At 62.4% G+C, this 16,674-nt stretch carries 20 protein-coding genes; 7 read left to right on the forward strand and 13 right to left on the reverse strand.

Going from position 1 to position 16,674, the window contains the following annotated elements:
* Positions 1-41: 41 nt before the first annotated feature.
* The gene (locus ACIQC5_RS15300; protein WP_400283950.1) at positions 42-1,547 is read right to left on the reverse strand and encodes a CoA-acylating methylmalonate-semialdehyde dehydrogenase; all 1,506 of its coding nucleotides are present in this window, start codon (positions 1,545-1,547) and stop codon (positions 42-44) included.
* 215 nt (positions 1,548-1,762) lie between these two features.
* A complete protein-coding gene (locus ACIQC5_RS15305) occupies positions 1,763-2,236 on the reverse strand; it encodes an SgcJ/EcaC family oxidoreductase (protein ID WP_400283953.1) in 474 nt (157 codons plus the stop codon).
* Between the two features lie 4 nt (positions 2,237-2,240).
* Here ACIQC5_RS15305 and ACIQC5_RS15310 point away from each other — a divergent pair, with 4 nt between their 5' ends.
* Together ACIQC5_RS15310 and ACIQC5_RS15315 are read left to right on the forward strand one after the other, a co-directional pair.
* Entirely contained in the window at positions 2,241-2,375 is a 135-nt protein-coding gene (locus ACIQC5_RS15310; protein ID WP_400283956.1) for a hypothetical protein, read from the forward strand.
* 83 nt (positions 2,376-2,458) lie between these two features.
* On the forward strand, positions 2,459-2,896 hold the full coding sequence (locus ACIQC5_RS15315) for a VOC family protein (protein WP_400283958.1): 438 nt from the start codon (positions 2,459-2,461) through the stop codon (positions 2,894-2,896).
* On the opposite strand, the gene ACIQC5_RS15320 is transcribed toward ACIQC5_RS15315, so the two are convergent.
* From ACIQC5_RS15320 to ACIQC5_RS15350, 7 genes are read right to left on the reverse strand one after another with little or no spacing between them, the layout of a single operon-like run.
* Complete coding sequence (locus ACIQC5_RS15320) at positions 2,893-3,549, reverse strand: alpha/beta fold hydrolase (protein WP_400283961.1); 657 nt, start codon at positions 3,547-3,549, stop codon at positions 2,893-2,895. The two genes, ACIQC5_RS15315 and ACIQC5_RS15320, sit on opposite strands and share 4 nt — an antisense overlap.
* Positions 3,550-3,568: 19 nt before the next feature.
* Complete coding sequence (locus ACIQC5_RS15325) at positions 3,569-3,964, reverse strand: rhodanese-like domain-containing protein (protein WP_400283963.1); 396 nt, start codon at positions 3,962-3,964, stop codon at positions 3,569-3,571.
* Positions 3,961-4,776 (reverse strand): IclR family transcriptional regulator, encoded by an 816-nt coding sequence (locus ACIQC5_RS15330; RefSeq protein ID WP_400283966.1) that lies wholly within the window; start codon positions 4,774-4,776, stop codon positions 3,961-3,963. The genes ACIQC5_RS15325 and ACIQC5_RS15330 overlap by 4 nt, the downstream gene beginning before the upstream one ends.
* Complete coding sequence (locus tag ACIQC5_RS15335; RefSeq protein ID WP_400283968.1) at positions 4,777-6,399, reverse strand: beta-N-acetylhexosaminidase; 1,623 nt, start codon at positions 6,397-6,399, stop codon at positions 4,777-4,779.
* Entirely contained in the window at positions 6,396-7,307 is a 912-nt protein-coding gene (locus tag ACIQC5_RS15340; RefSeq protein ID WP_400283970.1) for a carbohydrate ABC transporter permease, read from the reverse strand. The genes ACIQC5_RS15335 and ACIQC5_RS15340 overlap by 4 nt, the downstream gene beginning before the upstream one ends.
* Positions 7,304-8,287 (reverse strand): carbohydrate ABC transporter permease, encoded by a 984-nt coding sequence (locus tag ACIQC5_RS15345; RefSeq protein WP_400283973.1) that lies wholly within the window; start codon positions 8,285-8,287, stop codon positions 7,304-7,306. The genes ACIQC5_RS15340 and ACIQC5_RS15345 overlap by 4 nt, the downstream gene beginning before the upstream one ends.
* A 34-nt stretch (positions 8,288-8,321) precedes the next feature.
* Positions 8,322-9,614, reverse strand: coding sequence for an extracellular solute-binding protein (locus tag ACIQC5_RS15350; protein WP_400283976.1), 1,293 nt, complete (start codon positions 9,612-9,614; stop codon positions 8,322-8,324).
* 304 nt (positions 9,615-9,918) lie between these two features.
* Here ACIQC5_RS15350 and ACIQC5_RS15355 point away from each other — a divergent pair, with 304 nt between their 5' ends.
* From ACIQC5_RS15355 to ACIQC5_RS15365, 3 genes are read left to right on the forward strand one after another with little or no spacing between them, the layout of a single operon-like run.
* Positions 9,919-10,290, forward strand: a complete 372-nt coding sequence (locus ACIQC5_RS15355; protein ID WP_400283978.1) for a metal-sensitive transcriptional regulator — start codon at positions 9,919-9,921, stop codon at positions 10,288-10,290.
* 49 nt (positions 10,291-10,339) lie between these two features.
* Complete coding sequence (locus ACIQC5_RS15360; protein ID WP_400283981.1) at positions 10,340-10,573, forward strand: heavy-metal-associated domain-containing protein; 234 nt, start codon at positions 10,340-10,342, stop codon at positions 10,571-10,573.
* An 8-nt stretch (positions 10,574-10,581) separates the two neighbouring features.
* Entirely contained in the window at positions 10,582-13,080 is a 2,499-nt protein-coding gene (locus ACIQC5_RS15365) for a heavy metal translocating P-type ATPase (RefSeq protein ID WP_400283983.1), read from the forward strand.
* Positions 13,081-13,164: 84 nt separating this feature from the next.
* Here the strand turns inward: ACIQC5_RS15365 and ACIQC5_RS15370 are convergent, their stop codons facing one another.
* Complete coding sequence (locus tag ACIQC5_RS15370; protein ID WP_400283986.1) at positions 13,165-13,437, reverse strand: DUF2277 domain-containing protein; 273 nt, start codon at positions 13,435-13,437, stop codon at positions 13,165-13,167.
* A 158-nt stretch (positions 13,438-13,595) separates the two neighbouring features.
* Between ACIQC5_RS15370 and ACIQC5_RS15375 the strand changes: the two genes are divergently transcribed.
* Positions 13,596-13,859 carry a WXG100 family type VII secretion target gene (locus ACIQC5_RS15375; protein WP_018779397.1) on the forward strand — a complete coding sequence of 88 codons (264 nt, stop codon included), beginning with the start codon at positions 13,596-13,598 and terminating at the stop codon, positions 13,857-13,859.
* A 68-nt stretch (positions 13,860-13,927) separates the two neighbouring features.
* On the opposite strand, the gene ACIQC5_RS15380 is transcribed toward ACIQC5_RS15375, so the two are convergent.
* The gene (locus ACIQC5_RS15380) at positions 13,928-14,977 is read right to left on the reverse strand and encodes an EamA family transporter (RefSeq protein WP_400283988.1); all 1,050 of its coding nucleotides are present in this window, start codon (positions 14,975-14,977) and stop codon (positions 13,928-13,930) included.
* Between the two features lie 71 nt (positions 14,978-15,048).
* Between ACIQC5_RS15380 and ACIQC5_RS15385 the strand changes: the two genes are divergently transcribed.
* Positions 15,049-15,597, forward strand: a complete 549-nt coding sequence (locus ACIQC5_RS15385) for a CGNR zinc finger domain-containing protein (RefSeq protein WP_400283991.1) — start codon at positions 15,049-15,051, stop codon at positions 15,595-15,597.
* A 109-nt stretch (positions 15,598-15,706) separates the two neighbouring features.
* Here ACIQC5_RS15385 and ACIQC5_RS15390 read toward each other — a convergent pair whose 3' ends face one another.
* Positions 15,707-16,156 carry a hypothetical protein gene (locus ACIQC5_RS15390; RefSeq protein WP_400283994.1) on the reverse strand — a complete coding sequence of 150 codons (450 nt, stop codon included), beginning with the start codon at positions 16,154-16,156 and terminating at the stop codon, positions 15,707-15,709.
* 117 nt (positions 16,157-16,273) lie between these two features.
* Positions 16,274-16,630 (reverse strand): hypothetical protein, encoded by a 357-nt coding sequence (locus ACIQC5_RS15395; protein ID WP_400283996.1) that lies wholly within the window; start codon positions 16,628-16,630, stop codon positions 16,274-16,276.
* Positions 16,631-16,674: the final 44 nt, after the last annotated feature.

The following is a 16,674-nucleotide window of genomic DNA, read 5'->3' on the forward strand; positions in this document are numbered from 1 at the left end:
GGCCTCCGGCAGTCGCGCCGGAGGCCCCCAAAATGTCGGGACTAGTTCTGCGGGAAGCCCAGGTTGATGCCGCCGTGGCTCGGGTCCAGCCAGCGGGAGGTGATGGCCTTCTCGCGGGTGAAGAACTGGAATCCCTGCAGGCCATAAGCCTTGGAGCTGCCGAAGATGGAGTCCTTGAAACCACCGAAGGAGTAGTACGCAACAGGCACGGGAATGGGCACGTTGATGCCTACCATCCCCACCTCGACCTCGGTCTGGAAGCGTCGGGCCGCACCGCCGTCGTTCGTGAAAATGGCAGTGCCGTTGCCGTAGGCGCCGGAGTTGATCAGCTCCAGGCCTTCTTCGTAGCTGCGGACGCGGACCACGGACAGCACCGGGCCGAAGATCTCTTCCTTATAGACGCGCGAGGTGACGGGGACGTCGTCGATCAGCGTGGGGCCAAGCCAGAAGCCGTTCTCGTCGCCGTCAACGGCGATGCCGCGACCGTCGACAACAACCTTGGCGCCGTCCTCAATGGCAACGTCGATGTAGGAGGCAACCTTGTCACGGTGCTGCCCGGTGACCAAGGGACCCATGTCGCAGTTGCGGCGGCCGTCGCCGATCTTCAGCGTAGCCATGCGGGTGGTGATCTTTTCGATCAGCTCATCCGCGACCGGTTCGACGGCGACAACCACGCTGATGGCCATGCAGCGCTCACCGGCGGAACCGAAACCGGCGTTGATAGCGGCGTCGGCAGTCAGTTCGAGATCGGCGTCGGGCAATACCAGCATGTGGTTCTTGGCGCCCCCGAGGGCCTGCACGCGCTTGCCGTTCCGGGCCGCGGTCTCGTAAATGTACTGGGCGATCGGGGTGGAACCTACGAAGGAAATCGCCTTCACGTCCGGGTGCACCAGCAGACCGTCAACGGCTTCCTTGTCGCCATGGAGCACGTTGAAGACGCCATCCGGGAGGCCCGCCTCGGTGAACAGGGCAGCGAGCCAGTTTGCCGCCGTCGGGTCCTTTTCGCTCGGCTTCAGCACAACGGTGTTGCCGGCCGCGATAGCGATAGGGAAGAACCACAGCGGCACCATGGCCGGGAAGTTGAACGGGCTGATGATGCCGACGACGCCCAGGGGCGCCTTGGTGGAGTAAACGTCGACGCCGCTGGAGACGTTCTCTGAATGCTCGCCCTTGATGAGGTGCGGGAAGCCTGTGGCCAGTTCCACAACTTCCAAACCGCGGGTGATTTCACCCAAGGCGTCCGAGACTACCTTGCCGTGCTCGGCGGTGATGATCTGGGCCAGTTCGCCCTTGCGCTCATTCAGCAGCTCACGGAAGCGGAAGATGATCTGCTGGCGCTTGGTGATGGAGAGGTCTCGCCATGCCGGGTATGCCTTGTGCGCTGAGGAGATAGCGGCCTCGATGTCGGCTGCGTCGCCCAGCGCCACGCGCTTGGTTTCGATACCGCGTGCGGGGTCGAACACCGGAGCGGTGCGGTCACCGGAGGAAAGTGCTTCTTCTCCCCCGATCCAGTGGGGCAGCACGGGGAGTTCTTGGTTGACTGACACGCTTCGTCTCGCTTTCAGGTTGTCGGCAGGGGTGCCGGGAGCGGCTTGATAGCCAAGGTAGCCTCCTGATGGCAGGGCAGCGTCCTAACATTTGTCTCGTTTGATGCACCCGAATCGACATATGTATAGATCCCCGCAACGCGACGCACCACTTCGCGCCGTTCGCGCCACGTGTAACTGGTGCGAATGGCGGGTGTGGGTGCACCGACTGGTCGCTAGTTACCTGGGGACGAGGCTGGGCGGGGTTCGTAGGTTTCCGGAACCAGCCCTTCGTCCGTCGCGACGTGCGTTTGCTTGCCAGGGACGATGTCCGTGTTCTGTGCGCTCACCGCAAGCCATCCGCCGTCTTCTTGCCGGACGGTGGTGAAGCTGATGACGCCGCGCCGGCGCCCTGATCTTTTACCGGACGGCGTGATCTGGCCGGTCATGGACCATTTTGCATGCACGACGGCAACGTCGCTCCCCAGCTCGCGGACTTTGACGCGCTCCAGCACCATCTCTGTGTCCGGGAACATGTGGCGGAACCCGTAGGCGTGATTGAACTCGATCTGTCGACGGTTGATCCACCACATCCCCACCACGTTCACGAAGTCGGCATCGTCCACGAAGAGATCCGCCAACGCCACCGCGTCGGCCGCATTCCAGGCAGTCGCGAAGCCCTCGGCAACGCCGCGTGGACTGGATGTCATCGAAATGCCCCCTTCAGCCCTGCATTCGCCCGTTTACGCCGATTCGCCGATCACCGCGTCGCTGGGAATGGTGATCTCCGACGATGTCATCAAAGCCTACGACGGCGGCACTCACCTGACTGTCGACGTCGAGCCCTGAATGCTGGCTGGGCCTCCTGAACTGGCATGCCACAGCCGGTTCGACACTGGAGCTATTCGCTGCGTCTTGGTAGTTTCAAACCCATGCCCATCAAATTAGAGAACGTTGGCATTGCGGTTCGGGACCTCGAAGCGACCATCGCCTTTTTTACCGACCTGGGTCTTACGGTGATAGGCCGGGACACCGTCAGTGGCGACTGGGCCGACACCGCCGTCGGGCTTGACGGCAACCACGCAAAGATTGCGATGCTTCAAACCCCTGACGGCCAGGGTCAACTGGAACTCTTTGAATACATCCACCCTGATGCAATAGAGACTGCCCCGACTCAGCCCAACGACATCGGAATGCACCGCGTGGCCTTCTCGGTTGACGACATCGACGAAGCCCTTGGAATTGCTGCGAAACACGGATGTACACCGTTGCGCGGCGTTGCGACCTACGGTGATGTCTACAAGCTCACGTATCTCCGCGGACCCAGCGGAATCCTTGTCATGCTCGCCCAGGAGCTAAAGAAAAACTAGCGGCTTCCGGCCTCGGCGATCTCATCTGCGAAGTCGTTCAGCGCCGCAGCGACTGCGTCAGGATGGCTCAACGTGGCGTAGTGACCCCCAGGGATTTCCACCGGTTCGATTCCAAGCCGCTGCTGCACTTGGCGCCTCATGAATGACGCTGGGAAGAACTGGTCGTCACGGCACAGAATTGCTCGGGTGGGGACGGCCGGATGCCGACCAGGCCAGGGTCCGGACATCCAGGAACCTTGCTGGTCACGCTCCCGGTCACGTGCCTGGGTTGCCAAATCTTCAGGAACCAGGTTGAAGAATGCCTCTTCTGGAATGGTCTCGCGGTCATGCCCTGTATTGGTCCACCAGTCGCCAAAGGTCTCACCAGGCATCGGAATCATTGCGGACAGGTACACGAGACCGTCCGATTGCAGCGCTTCGCAGACCAAGGGCGCCGTAAATCCTCCCAGCGAGTGGCCCACCACAATGGTGTGCTGAGCGTCGCCGACGGCTGCGGTAACTGCGTGCGCGTAGTCCTCAAGCCCTGCGCTGACATCTTCAATGGGCAAGTCCACAGCGAAGACGTCATGGCCCGATGCCTCAAGTAGTGGCCGGACCAGGTGCCAGTCCCAAGCAGTGGACCCGCCGCCGTGAATCAGTACGAAAACCGCCATCATCCCACCCCTGTTCACCTCACGTGTGTGCCGTCACCAGCGGGTCAGGCTTCTGAGAGCTCATACCGGAGGAAGTTTCCACCGGCAGCCCATTCCGGATCCAGTACTCGATCCCACCCATCATTTCCTTCACGGAATATCCCAGTTCGGCGAAGGCCAACGCCGCGAAAGTGCTGCCATTGCATCCCGGCCCCCAGGAGTACACCACCACCTGTGAACCAGTGGGGATCATGTCAGGGGTCACAGCAGGAATGTGGGCCGTAGGAATATGTACGGCACCGGGAATATGTCCGTGGTCCCATGAGGATTGCCGCCGAGTGTCCACCACAACCAGCGAACCCGGGGCAGCATGGGCAACGTCCATCACGTCGATTTCGAACTGAAGCTTCGCCCGGAAGTATTCCGATGCACTCATGCCAACCTCGCCAGTTTCGCTGAAGCACGTCGCGAGCCCAGCTTGGCGGAAATCCGCAGGCTGGTCTCCGCGGCCATCGGCCCGACTTCGCGGACGCGTTTGGCCGTCATCCGCGAAGAAAGCGAGGATACGGAGAGGGCCGCCACAACGTGATCGTCATGCCCGAAGATCGGGGCGGCGACGCACCGGACTTCCGGCTCATTTTCGCGGTCGTCAATGGAGTATCCACGCCTTCGGATAGCTTCAAAGTCAGCCCTCAGCAAGGCCGGATCCGTGATGGTCTTGTCCGTCAGCGGAGGGAGCTCGGCTGCCAGGATCGGCCCGACGATTTCTTCGGGACTGAACGCGAGCATGGCCTTGCCCACCGCGGTGCAATAGGCCGGCATCGTTGCACCGACGCGGGAAGCCATCCGCACCGTGGCCTCGTCCTCCACCTTGTCCAGATAGACGACGTCGTGCCCGGACAGCACCACCAAGTGGCAGGTGCTTTCTGTGGCCCGCATGAGCGAGCGCAGCTCCGGGTTGGCCACGCTGCGCAGATCCACCCTGTCCAAGTAGGTCTGGCCGAGACGCAGGCAGCCATGCCCCAATCGGAACTTACCGGTTTCATGGTCGCGTTCCAGCAGGTTTTCCTCCAGCAATGGGGCCGCCAACCGTAACAGCGTGCTCTTGTTCAGACCCGTCAGCCGGGCGAGTTCCACCAGGGCCAAGCCGTCCCCGTTGCCGGGTTCCTCTGCCACCACGGACAGCAGCGCCAATGCTTTGCGGAGGGATGCCGATGAGTTGCGGGCATCCTTGCCATCAGTAGTCACTCAGTTCCTAACAAGCTGCTCGGCAGCGTAATCGCGCTTCCAACCTTCAACTCCCGGCCTCTGCTGCCAAGGAGCAGGTCCGGACAAGGGCCGGTATTCCACACCCATGGCCTCCAGGCGGGAAAGGTGCACCTCCCTGAGCCTGGTCAGGAACCCATCGTAGTCCCGCTCCTCGGGACGCGACCAGAACGCCTCCGCCGCAGCGCTCAATCGTGGGAACGCGGCGAAATGCACACGGCGCGGCGTGTCCAGATGTTCGGTCCAGATGTTTGCCTGAGCCCCGAGCAAGCGGCCCGGCAAATCATCCGGCGAGACATCAGGAAGGGGTTCGAACTCATAGACAGCCTGCAGCGTGGTCACGAATCCAACCGGCACGGGCTCGTCGTCACCGTCGGCCTGGCGGTGGTCGAGGTAAAGCTTGTGCTCTGGGCACATCACCACGTCGTACCCATTGCGGAGCGCGTCGATTCCGCCTTCATGCCCGCGCCATGACGCCACGAGCGCACCGTCCGGAAGGCCGCCGTCGCCAATTTCGTCCCACACGGATGTCGCGCGTCCATGACCGGCCAAATGTGAAGCCAGCTGCCCCACGAACCAGCTGTGCAGGCCCGACACGTCCGCCAGTCCCAGCTCGGTGGCCTTGGCCTGTGCCTGTGCGCTGGACTGCCATTGGGCAATCGGCACTTCGTCTCCACCCAGGGATATCCACGGGGAGGGGAAGATCTCCACGACTTCGTCCAGCACGTTCCGGTAGAACTCAAGCGAGGTTTCAGTGACTTCCAGGACGGTCTCGTTGATACCCCAGCGCGTCCACACCTCCACAGGTGCGGAACCGGCCGGCGCAGAAACACCCAGCTCCGGGTACGCTGCAATGGCGGCCTGGCTATGGCCCGGAACATCGATCTCCGGGATGACCATGATGTGCCGCTCGGCAGCGAACGCCACGATCTCACGGAGATCGTCCTGCGTGTAGAAGCCGCCGTGGGGGAGGCCATCGAACACGCCTGCACGCCACGAACCACGCGAAGATTCACGCCGCCACGCACCGGTTTCGGTGAGCTTCGGATAGCGGTTGATCTGGATCCGCCAGCCCTGATCGTCAGTGAGGTGCAGGTGCAGAACGTTGAGCTTGTGGGCTCCCATCACCTCGATAAATCGCAGCAGGTTGTCCTTGGGCATGAAGTGCCGGGCGACGTCCAGCATGGTTCCGCGGTAGCCGAAGCGCGGCTTGTCCTCCACAGACACGAACGGTAAGGCCCACGTGGAAACGGCGGCAACTGGTGCTTGCCGCAGGGCGTCCGGCCCCATCAACTGCAGGAGTGTCTGTGCAGCATAGAACGCACCCGCCGCACCGCCTGCATGAATCACGACGGCGTCACTCACCTCCAAGCGGTAAGCCTCGGCGTCGAGCTCCGGGTCAAGCAGGAGGCGGATGCTGGCCTCACCGGCCGGGGCAGGAAAGAGATCCCATCCGGTCACGGCTCCCAAGGCACGGGCCAGCCAGCGCCGGGAACCACCAAAGGAAGGGTCGGCACCCAAGGTAGTCCCGGCGTCGAGCGTTAAGGAACCCGGACTGGAAGAAAAGGACCACGGCGCCGGCACCAAGTTGTGAAGCGTGCTCATCCTTTCACCGCCCCAGCCAGGCCGGACACCAGCTTGCGCTGCACAGCGATGAAGAAGATCAGCACCGGAATGGTCATGATCACGGACCCTGCCATGATGGCACCCCAATCGTTTTGGTCGGGCTTGAAGAATGTCAGCAACGCCATGGGCAGCGTCTGGTTTTCCTGGGCGGAGATGATGAATGTCTTGGCGAACAGGAAGTCGTTCCACGTGGAAATAAAGGAGAACACGGAGCAAGCCACCACGCCCGGTGCCACCAGCGGGAACAGGATGGAACGGACAAACCGGAAGCTGCTGGCGCCATCCAGGCGGGCGGCTTCTTCGACTTCGAGGGGCACGGCAGCCACGAAGCCACGCAGCATCCAAATAGCGAACGGAATGCTGAATCCGACGTGCACCAGCACCAGCGAACCGAGTTGGTTCAGGCCCACAAGCGGGATGGCCTCACCGGCGTTCCGGAGCAGGAAGAACAGCGGAATCGTCAGAGCTTCAACCGGCACCATCTGCGAAACAAGGATGATGATGAGGAGCTTGGTCCGCATCTTGAAGTTGTAGCGGGTCAGCGCCACGGCTGCCAGGAACGCCAGCATTGTGGAGAGGACAACCACTATCAGGGCAACCATCACGCTGTTCAGGAAGTACTGACCAAAATTGTTGACACCCAGCACGCGCCCGAATGAGTCCAGCGACGGTTCCAGCGTAAACGGCGCCGCGTCACCGGCGTCGAGCGCTGTTTTCGGTTTCAGCGCGGAGAGAACCATCCAGAACAGCGGGAACGCGACAATCAGCGCGATGACGATCGCGGCGGCATCCGCGCCGAAACGGCGCCGGCCGTTCTTGCGGAACTTCTGCGGCGCTTCCGCGCTGGTGGTTCCATTGGAAACGGATGAAACGTCGACGGCGGTCATAGGGCTTCGCCTGTTCTCTTGAGGATCCGGAGGTAGACCAGCGTGATGACCATCAGCAGGGCGGTCATGATCACGCCGAGTGCGGAGCCGAGGCCGTAGAGGCTCGCCGCGAACGCCTGCTGATAGCCGTAAACGTTCAGCACCAGGTTCTGCCCGGCGATGCCGCCGCCGTTGGTCATGATGTAGATCTGCGAGAAGATCTTGAAGTTCCAAATGATCGACTGGATGGTCACCACAATGACGATCGGCCGAAGCATGGGCAGCATGATGCTGCGGGCGATGCGCGGCATGGAAGCACCGTCGATCCTCGCGGCCTCGATGACTTCAGTGGGGATCGCTTGGATGCCGGCGTAGACCGTCACCAGCACGAACGGGAACGAGCACCACACCACTTCACTGGCCACCAGCCCGAAGCCGGACCACTTGTCATACGTCCACGAATAGCCCTGGAACTGGGTGAGGCCGATGCCCACCAGTGTCTTGTTGACCAATCCCAGAGTGGGATCGAACAGGAACAGCCACACGGCGCTGCCGGTGACAGCCGGGGTTGCCCAGGCGCCAAGCGATACGACAAAAAGCATCGAGCGAACCCACGGACGGAGGCGCGTGGCGAGGACCGCCAGGGAACTTCCCACCAGCAGCGTGAACACGACGCACACAGCCGCGAACAGGACGGTGTTGCCCAAAACAGTCCAGAACTGCGGGTCGGCGAACAGCTTCTGGTAATTCTCAAGGCCAGTGAACTTCAACGGCGCCTTGCCGCTGACCTGCGCTTGGCGGTAGTCGTAAAGCGAGACGTTGACCAGTTGGAAGATCGGGTATCCAAGGAGTGCGATCAGGACGATGAACGCCGGCGCCAGATAGAGCCACGGTTCAAGCCGCGCCCGACGGCGGGACTTGCGTGCCGCCGTCGTCGGTCCTTTGCCGGGGGTGCTTGAGTCGCGGGGCGAGTCGGATCGCACGGTGGCGAGCGCGGTCATGATGCGCCTTTGCATGGGTTCTCGGGGATTCGCATTACTTGGACCCGAATGCCTTGTTCATGACGTCGGCGGCTTCCGTGGTTGCCGTATTGACGTCAGCCTTGCCCGTGATCACCTTCTGGTACATGCCGGTAAAGACACCCTGGGCGTCGATGGTGGACCACGTTTCGGTAACCGGGACAAAGTTGGTGCCGGCGCGGAGCGTGTTGATGAATGGCTGAACCTGCTTGTTGTTGTCCGCGACGGACTGCTGGACGTCGCTGAACGTGGGGAGGTTGCCCATGGAGTCGAACATCTTCTGCTGGTACTTCTTGCTGGCCAGGAGCTTCACGAAATCGGCGGCCAGTGTGCGGTGCTCGCTGCTGTTGAAAACGCCCAGGTTGTTGCCGCCGGCGAAGGCGGGGGCGATGGAACCAGCAGTTTTGCCCGGGACGGGAACCACGGCGAACTTGTCCTTGATGGCGCTTGCCGCAACTGCTTTGTAGTTGAAGTCACCGCCAATGGTCATGGCAGATTTGCCCGCGATGAACTGCTGGACACTGGCGTTGCCGCCGAATTCCGCGCAGGTCTGCGCAGGGCAGATGTCGTCCTTCAGGAGGCGCGTATAGGCGGCGACGCCTTCACGGGACTCCGCCGAATCGAGACCTGAGACGAAGTTTTCGCCGTCCTTGGTGGCGATAGCCCCGCCATTGGCCCACAGGTATGGCATGGCGGAGAACTGTGCGGCGCCGCCGACGGAAATGCCGAGCAATTCCGGGTTGGCTGCGCGAACAGCGCGGGCCACAGTTTCAATGTCCGCCAGCGTCTTGGGAACTTCGAGGCCGAGCTGCTGCAGGAGATCTGTGCGGTAGTAGAGGGCGCGGACGCCCACAAACCACGGCACACCGTAGTTCTTCCCATCGATTTCGGTGGTGTCCAGGATCTTTTCATCCAGGTCCTTGGATTCGTCCCAGGCCTTGATGTCCTCGGTGACATCTGCCAGTCCGCCCGATGCCACGTAGCTGGCGAGGTCAGTGTTGCCGAACTCGGCAACGTCCGGCGCGCTGGACGGATCGTTGAACGCGGCCTTGAAACGCTCGGCGCGGCTGTCTACGGGGATGTACTGAACATCGATCTTGGCACCGCTGTGAGCAGCCTCGAATTCGGTGATTGCTTCCTTGACCACTGCCGACTTGGGGTCCTGGTTGACCTCTGAGAAGAGCCACACGCGGACTGTGCCGGTCTGCTCGTCCGAGGCGGAGGCAGCGTTGTTTGAGGTGGGCGGAGCGCAGGCGGTCAGAGCGAGGGCCGCGATCGCTATTGCCGCGGCGGAGCGTGCGAGTTTCAAGTGTCCTCCATGGAGAAAAGTGGATTCCGCGGGACTTCCCCCTCCGCGGGTATGAAACCAAACACTACGAACGGGCTTATGTGGGCGGAAGAACATTTCCCGAAAGGTTTGCAGTGCAAAACAAGAAACCGTATTTTTGGATATTTGGTCTATACCAAGTGGCACTGAGGCGCTTGTCGGCGGCTCCTGCGCGTGACCAGTGGAGTGATGCACGGTCACCGGGCCGGCATTCAGGCTGCCGATCGGGGCCGATACCCCCAGGGGGTACTTGTGCAATACCCCTCTGGGGTATACCTTTGGGGGCATGAGCAAGGTAGATCTGAGTATCAATCACCCGAGCATCGATCTCCCGGTCATCGAAGTCGACCTGGAGCACGCCGCCCCGCATGGTTACAGCAGCAACAAAGACGCCTATCTACGCCGCCTGAAACGTATTGAAGGGCAAGTACGTGGCATTGCCCGCATGGTGGAGGAAGACAAGTACTGCATCGACATCCTCACGCAGGTAGCTGCAGCCACCAAGGCCCTCCACGCGGTAAGCCTGGGACTCGTTGAAGAACACATCGGCCACTGCGTGGTGGGTGCCGCCTCCGAGCCCGATCCCCAAGCCCGCGCCGAGCAGATCGACGCCAAAGTCAAGGAGGCCACCGATGCCATCGGGCGCTTGCTGCGGTAGTAACGCAACCTCTCACCACACCATTCAACTCATCACCAAGGAGCGCGCCATGAGCCAAACCATCCAGACCAACGTCAACGTTTCCGGCATGACCTGCGGCCACTGCATCTCGAGTGTGAGTGAAGAACTTGAGTCCTTGACTGGCGTCGAGGACGTTGCTGTCGACCTCAACCCCGGTGGCATCTCCACAGTGACCATCACCTCAACGCAGGAGCTATCGCCGTCGGATATCGGCGAAGCTGTCGCAGAAGCCGGCTACCTGGTGGTAGCCAACGAAGCCTAGGAGCACTCTTGAGTAACCAGGAGACCTTCAACCAACCCGCAACCCGGGTGATCGAACTGGACATCGAGGGCATGACCTGCGCCTCGTGCGTCAATCGAGTGGAACGAAAACTTGGCAAGCTCGACGGCGTCGAAGCCACCGTTAACCTCCCCCTGGAATCGGCCCACGTGACCGTCCCGGCCGCGGTGACGGACCAACAGATCGTGGATACGGTCAACGCGACGGGCTACAAAGCCAAAGTCCGCCCAGCCGAAGCCCCCCACTCCCGCCCAGCCCACCCCCACGCCACCCATGCTCACGGATCTGAGTTGAGTGGGAGCGGCGAGGCCGGAGGTATGCGGCAGAGCGTGCCAGTCGCCCAAGGAAGCGGCGACGCCGGAGGCATGCGGCAGCATGCGTCCAAGGGAGGAACGACCGAGCATGCAGAGCATGGCGCCGGTGGCGCCGCGCACGCCGCCCACGCCGAGCACACCGGCCACGCCGCGCAAGCCGAGCACACCGGCCACGAAGACCACATGTCCCACGGCCCCGCCGCCTCCACGCTCCGCCCACGCCTGATCGCCGCCGCCATTTTGACAGTGCCGGTCTTTGCGATCTCCATGATCCCCGCTCTGCAATTCGCTAATTGGGGCTGGATAGTGGGTGCGCTGGCGTTGCCGGTGGTGAGTTGGGCTGCGTGGCCGTTCCATAGGGCCGCCGCCATCAATGCCCGCCATTTCGCTTCCACCATGGACACGCTGGTTTCCATCGGTGTCATTGCCGCTTACCTGTACTCGGCGTGGCAATTATTCGCTGATCCGCGCATGACGGAGCACCCGGGCATGGAGAGCATGTCCGGCGGTGGCCTGTATTTTGAGGTCGCAGCGGTTGTCACTACCTTCCTGCTTTTGGGCAGGTACCTGGAGGCCAACGCGAAGGCAAAGGCCGGCAATGCCCTGAAGGCTCTGCTGAACTTGGGCGCCAAGGATGCCACGATTCTGCTGGACGGCGTCGAACAGAAGATTCCTGCCGATCAGCTTCTGGTTGACGATGTCTTTGTGGTCCGTCCCGGTGAGAAGATCGCGACGGACGGCATTGTCACGGATGGCGCATCGGCCGTCGACGCCTCGCTGGTGACCGGGGAATCGGTACCGGTCGAGGTCGGTCCAGGCAGCCCTGTCACGGGGGCTACCATCAACACTTCGGGCCGCTTGCTGGTCCGCGCCACGCGTGTGGGATCTGACACGACGCTCGCACAGATGGGCCGGCTGGTCAGCCAGGCGCAGACCGGCAAGGCCCCTATCGCCCGGCTTGCGGACCGGATCAGCGCCGTCTTCGTGCCCATCGTGCTGGTGATTGCCTTGGTCACTTTCGTCCTGTGGCTGTTCTTCTCGGGCGACCTCAACGCGGCCTTCACGGCCGCTGTAGCCGTCCTCGTGATTGCTTGCCCCTGCGCGCTGGGCCTCGCAACTCCGGTCGGCCTTCTGACCGGTACGGGTCGGGGCGCCCAGCTGGGCATCCTCATCAAGGGCCCACAAGTGCTCGAGGACACGCGCCACGTGGACACCATCCTGTTGGACAAGACCGGCACGGTGACAAGCGGCAAGCTGGCCGTGGATCACACCGCAGCTCTGAATGGCTACTCCCCTGACGCGGTTCTTGCGCTGGCCGGTGCGGTTGAAGCGGCCTCGGAACATCCGATCGCGCATGCGATCGCCGCGGCGGCAGCAAAAGAAGCAACGCACGACGACGGCGCCCTCCCGAGCGTGGACGGATTCAGTTCCGCTCCGGGCGGCGGAGTCCGCGGCACCGTTGAGTTGGACGGCACGGCAAGGACAGTCGTCGTCGGTCGCTCGGGTTGGCTCGAAGAGAACGGCATCACGCTCGACTCAGCGAGCAGGGCAGTCCTCGCCACCGAGGAGAACGGCGGAGCCACCGCGATCTGGGTTGCCGTGGATGGTCAAGCCGCTGGAATCGTCAGCCTGAGTGACACCCTCAAGCCGGGCTCGGCCGCCGCCATCCAACGGCTCAAGGATCTCGGCATCCGTCCTATCCTCCTGACCGGAGACAACGCAGCAGTGGCCGCGCAGGTGGCTGCCGCCGTCGGGATCGCCCCTGACGATGTGTTCGCCGGTGTCCTGCCGGAAGGCAAGGTGGAGGCCGTGCGGAAACTGCAGGCTTCCGGCGCGACGGTTGCCATGGCGGGCGATGGCGTGAACGACGCAGCGGCGCTGGCTCAGTCGGACCTGGGCATCGCGATGGGATCCGGCACGGACGTCGCTATCGAGGCGTCGGACCTGACCGTCATGGGCAGCGACCTGGGGCAGTTGGTCCAGGCCATCGAGCTGTCGCGGAAGACCCTGTCCACCATCAAAACGAACCTGTTCTGGGCCTTCTTCTACAACGCGATCGGGATCCCGGTGGCAGCCCTTGGCTTGCTCAATCCGATGATCGCCGGTGCAGCGATGGCAGCCAGTTCGGTGCTGGTAGTGGCGAACTCCCTGCGGCTGCGGTCCTTCGGCAAGTAGCCAAACCAACAGCGTATCGACTGGCGCCCTATGTCCTCTCAGAAGGGCGCCAGCCGAGAGTCAGTTTCCACGCTGGGGCCTGGGCTAAGCAGTCCCGAATCGGACAGCTGCCCGGGCCCTCGCCTTGGCTGCTTCCTCTTCGCGGTTCTTGGCAGGGGCGTGGCTGACTAAAGAATCCAACAGGTGTTGGGTGATGTGGGCGATCTCGTGGACAGCCTCCGCGAAGGCTTCCTCGTTGTCCTTGGATGGCTTGGAAGACCCGCTGATCTTGCGCACGTACTGCAGTGCTGCGGCCTCCACTTCGGCGCTCGTCGCATGCGGTTCGAAGTTATGCAGGGTCCTGATGTTTCGGCACATATCCCCATGCTAACCATGGGCAGCGCTGCATGGGGAGGGGTGCCCATCGACGGTCTTTCGCTTCCCGGGATAGGTTTTAGCTATTGGATCTTCCGGATGAGCCGGAGGCCGCTGGGGATGCCGAAGAGCTCGGGTCCGAACAATTGAAGGAGAATCTCATGGCTATTTGGGGTGCAGATGTTGATCAGCTTCGTCAGCTCGGTAACAAGCTGAAGGCTGGTGCAGAGCACATCGAACAGCAGCGCTCACAGCTGAAGGGTGCTCTTGACGGCACCGACTGGAAGGGCCCGGACGCTGACAAGTTCCGCGGCGAGTGGGACAGCCAGCACGCTTCGAACCTGAAGAAGGTTGCCGACGCACTTCGCGAAGCCGGCGATCGCGCTCAGAAGAACGCTGAGCAGCAGCAGCAGGCTTCCAACTAAGACAGTTGGAAAAGGCCCGGACGCAAGTCCGGGCCTTTCTGCGTTTAACGCCTGGCTTTGAAAGTGGCTTAGCCTTGCGGCGCCTTGGCGACCGGCCCCGAGGAGACCGGTTCGACGTCGTTCGCGTGGTCCAATACCCTGGCCGCGGCAGCCTCAGTCGCAGTGCGGCGGGCGGTCCGGCGATCGCCGCGCAGCTCATCGATGCGGACCAGGACGACGCCGCCAACAATCAGGACGCCGCCCATCAGCTGGATGGGGCCGGGCAGTTCACCCAGCAGCAACCATGCCCAGATGACGGCGAATAGCACCTCAGTCAGGGAAACGAAGGACGCCACCTTGGAACCCAAGCTTCGCGCGGCCATGATGCCGGAAACGTAGGCCAGAACGGTAGCAACAATCACCAGACCCGCTACGGACACCCACCATGGAGTAGTCCATGGGCCCAGCTTGGTGTTCGCCGTGCTGAAGGTCATTGGCAGCAGTCCCACAGCACCGACCAGCCACATGACGATCGCGCCCACCACCAGGCCACCGGACGCGAGAACCAGGGGCGGGAGCGTCTCGTTTTCCTTGGCCGTGATGAAGAAGTAAATCACCAGGCACACGGCGGCAGCCATGCCCCAGAGAACGCCGATGAAGTCCACCTTCACGGCGCCGGTCAGATCGAGCACCAGGACCAGTCCGCCCAGGGAAAGCAACGCACCCACGGACGTGAGCGCTCGGGGCCGGCGACGGCTGGCGATCCACAGCCAGAGCACAATCATCACGGGCGCCAAATACTCAAGGAGCAATGCGACGCCCACGGACAACCGGGCCACGGCGTTGAAGTAGAACAGCTGGCAGCCGGCGACGCCAATGAGGCCGAAGAGCAGGATTGTGAGCCAATTGTCCTTGAGTTGGTGCCAGCGGCCGCGAAGAACCACGACGGCGGGAATCGCCAGGATCAGTGCGGCACCTGTCAACCGCACGGCAACGGCAGCACCGGGTGACCATCCGGTTTCCAGCATCGACTTGGCGAACGAGCCGGACGTGCCGAAAACTGCGGAGGAAATCAGAGCGATGCCGAGTCCCGATGCCAGGAAACCTTTTGCATCAGCCTTCGTCGTTGGAGCTGACACAGCAGCCTCCTGTCAGGAGTAAAGTGGGCTTATGGTCCTGACAGTACTCCCGAAACATGTAAGGAGTCAAAGTGCTTTTTGCGCCTGACACCGAGGTTGCCCTCCGCAGCGTCGTCAATCTGATCAATACGGCAGCCAATGGCGAGGATTCCCTGGCCTCGGTTCAGAACCTCGACGCCTTTCTGGAGGCCGAAGAATTCTCCGGTTCGAGGACCCATGACGAAGCTGAATTGCGCAGTATCAAGAGACTCAGGAGCGAGCTCGCCGCACTCTGGACAGCAGATGAGAACACCGCCGCCAAAGGCGTCAACAAGCTTCTTTTGGACGCCAAAGCGCTACCCCAACTCGTCAAGCACGATCACTGGGACTGGCATCTCCACGCGACCACACCGGAAGCACCACTCGCCGACCGCATGGGCACTGAGGCCGCGATGGCCATCATCGACGTCATCCGTAGCAAGGAGATGGACCGGCTCCGCGTGTGTGCGGCAGATGATTGCGACGCCGTGGTGTTGGACCTTAGCCGCAACCGCTCCAAGATGTACTGCGACACGGGAAACTGCGCCAACCGTGCGCACGTCGCGGCCTACCGGGCCCGGAAAGCGGCCGGCGACGACTGACGGTCCTGCATCATTGCGGCATGGGGGAACAGAGCAATGCAGCCGCGGCATCCCACGCGCCTCCGTGCGCCAAGTGGGAACCATTGACGTGGTGGCGCCGCCCGCGGACCTAGTCCCCCTCAGGCCACGTCACACGGTCGCCAGCAGTGAGCGACATCCGCCCCATCTCCACGTCCTGCCCGGGCGCCAGCGAGTACGGCTGAACGAGGGAAAGGGCGAAACCCACGGAGTGTTCCAACGCCAGGTGCACCGCGTCGGACTCCAGCCCACAAATCCTGACATCGGACACCACCACGGCGGCCCGGATGTCGGCTCGAGTTGCAGCCAGAACCTCGTAGCATTCGCCAATAACGTCATTGGATTGTGGCTGCGCGTCAGTTGTCATCGCTTCGGTGGCGATGAGCTGCGGTTGACCGTCCGTAGTAATCGCCGCCGCAAACGGGACAAACTCGCCGTACTTCGCAAGGCATTGTGCCGCGAACGGCAAGGTCATGTTGAGCAAGGCATCAAGATCGTCTTGAGCCGTTTGAGACAGCGAATCACGCCACGAATCCATCATTTCCCCCAAAAATAGACAGCACTGTGCGGCTTAGAATACCGGCAAGCGACTCGTCAGGGAGGTAGCTGGGCGTAAATAAAAAACGCTCCCCCGCCAAGGCGAGGAAACGCTGGAAACTTAGCGGTCGCCGTCGGTCGTTTCAGCGTCCCCGTCGGCCGGATCGGAAGGCGCAGCGTGACCGCCGTGACCGGGCCGCTTGGAGCTGAGGTTGACGCCGGATCCCTGGCCGAGGTGTTCGGCGTTCTCCTTGTAGCTCATGGAGAGCATCGCCGCCACAACCAGGCTCACGATGAACGCGATCCCGGCGCCGGTGAAAGCGAGGTCGAAACGCGGGGTGTGTGCGCTGCCGCCGGAAGCGAAAATAAGGACAGCAACGAAGGCCAGCACGGCCCAGAATGCGGAGAACATGAGGGGTCCCTTGACCGAGGTCCGCATCTTGCGCGGCTCTCCTGGTGTCTGGTCTGCCACGGTCATTCCTCCAATGATGGCGGGCCTGTTCGGCTCCCCGCCGGTCTGCA

The organism is Paenarthrobacter sp. NPDC092416 (genome assembly GCF_044755025.1).
Taxonomy (GTDB): domain Bacteria; phylum Actinomycetota; class Actinomycetes; order Actinomycetales; family Micrococcaceae; genus Arthrobacter.

Excerpts from the sequence above, each read along its gene's own strand:
- ACIQC5_RS15305 (WP_400283953.1), bottom strand. The coding sequence starts at position 2,236 with ATGACATCCAGTCCACGCGGCGTTGCCGAGGGCTTCGCGACTGCCTGG.
- ACIQC5_RS15310 (WP_400283956.1), top strand. The coding sequence starts at position 2,241 with ATGCCCCCTTCAGCCCTGCATTCGCCCGTTTACGCCGATTCGCCGATC.
- ACIQC5_RS15315 (WP_400283958.1), top strand. The coding sequence starts at position 2,459 with ATGCCCATCAAATTAGAGAACGTTGGCATTGCGGTTCGGGACCTCGAA.
- ACIQC5_RS15320 (WP_400283961.1), bottom strand. The coding sequence starts at position 3,549 with ATGGCGGTTTTCGTACTGATTCACGGCGGCGGGTCCACTGCTTGGGAC.
- ACIQC5_RS15325 (WP_400283963.1), bottom strand. The coding sequence starts at position 3,964 with ATGAGTGCATCGGAATACTTCCGGGCGAAGCTTCAGTTCGAAATCGAC.
- ACIQC5_RS15335 (WP_400283968.1), bottom strand. The coding sequence starts at position 6,399 with ATGAGCACGCTTCACAACTTGGTGCCGGCGCCGTGGTCCTTTTCTTCC.
- ACIQC5_RS15340 (WP_400283970.1), bottom strand. The coding sequence starts at position 7,307 with ATGACCGCCGTCGACGTTTCATCCGTTTCCAATGGAACCACCAGCGCG.
- ACIQC5_RS15345 (WP_400283973.1), bottom strand. The coding sequence starts at position 8,287 with ATGACCGCGCTCGCCACCGTGCGATCCGACTCGCCCCGCGACTCAAGC.
- ACIQC5_RS15355 (WP_400283978.1), top strand. The coding sequence starts at position 9,919 with ATGAGCAAGGTAGATCTGAGTATCAATCACCCGAGCATCGATCTCCCG.
- ACIQC5_RS15360 (WP_400283981.1), top strand. The coding sequence starts at position 10,340 with ATGAGCCAAACCATCCAGACCAACGTCAACGTTTCCGGCATGACCTGC.
- ACIQC5_RS15370 (WP_400283986.1), bottom strand. The coding sequence starts at position 13,437 with ATGTGCCGAAACATCAGGACCCTGCATAACTTCGAACCGCATGCGACG.
- ACIQC5_RS15375 (WP_018779397.1), top strand. The coding sequence starts at position 13,596 with ATGGCTATTTGGGGTGCAGATGTTGATCAGCTTCGTCAGCTCGGTAAC.
- ACIQC5_RS15390 (WP_400283994.1), bottom strand. The coding sequence starts at position 16,156 with ATGATGGATTCGTGGCGTGATTCGCTGTCTCAAACGGCTCAAGACGAT.
- ACIQC5_RS15395 (WP_400283996.1), bottom strand. The coding sequence starts at position 16,630 with ATGACCGTGGCAGACCAGACACCAGGAGAGCCGCGCAAGATGCGGACC.